Genomic DNA, 698 nt, shown 5'->3' with positions numbered 1-698 from the left:
CCGGCCGGCACGGGCGGCGCGCTCAAATGCGCCAGCGGTAGGCCGCGTGCGATGGGGCCGGGTTGCCGCCGACCAGCACCGCCAGCGCGTTTTCCTGTTCAAAGATCTGCCGCTGCAGCTGCGGCACCTGCTCGGCTGCCGCATGGTATTCGGATTGCGCCTGCAGCCATTCCAGGCGCGAACTGTAACCCACCTCGAACTGCTTGCGGGCCAGCTCGCGCGACTGTTCGCGCAGCTGCAGGGTCGACTGCGTCAGCGCCAGCTGCGCGTCCAGCCCGCGCAAATTCAAGTACGCCGTGGCCACGCTGGCGGCGATCGACAACGCCGCCGCATCGAGGCTGGCCTGCTCGGCACGGTAGCTCTCGCCGGCAGCATCGCTGAGTTTCGCCAGCCGGCCCCACACATCGATTTCATAGCTGGCCTGCAGCTCCGCCTGGAAGACGTTTGTCACGTAGGGCACGCCGCTGGACGCCAGGGTGCGCGTGCGCGTGGGCGAGCCGTCGAAGGCCAGGTTGGGCGCGCGGTTGGCGTCGGCCTGCGCCAGGCGCGCGCGGTATTCCTGCACGCGGGCGCGCGCCACGCGCAAGTCGCCATTGCGCGCCAGCGCCTCGCCCACCAGATCGCTCAACACGGGGTCGCCAAAGGCTTGCCACCATAGCTGCTCGACATGCGCACCGCTGGCCGCTGGCGCGCCGGCG

At 70.3% G+C, this 698-nt stretch carries 1 protein-coding gene; it reads right to left on the bottom strand.

Going from position 1 to position 698, the window contains the following annotated elements; translation table 11 throughout:
* Positions 1-22: 22 nt before the first annotated feature.
* Positions 23-698 (bottom strand): TolC family protein (locus JaAD80_RS29265; protein WP_258003260.1); only part of this gene is annotated, 676 nt, incomplete at its 5' end.

Origin of the sequence: Janthinobacterium sp. AD80, from assembly GCF_002878455.1 — a bacterium.
In the GTDB taxonomy this organism is placed as follows: domain Bacteria; phylum Pseudomonadota; class Gammaproteobacteria; order Burkholderiales; family Burkholderiaceae_D; genus Janthinobacterium.
This window is presented reverse-complemented; position numbering and strand designations above follow the sequence as displayed.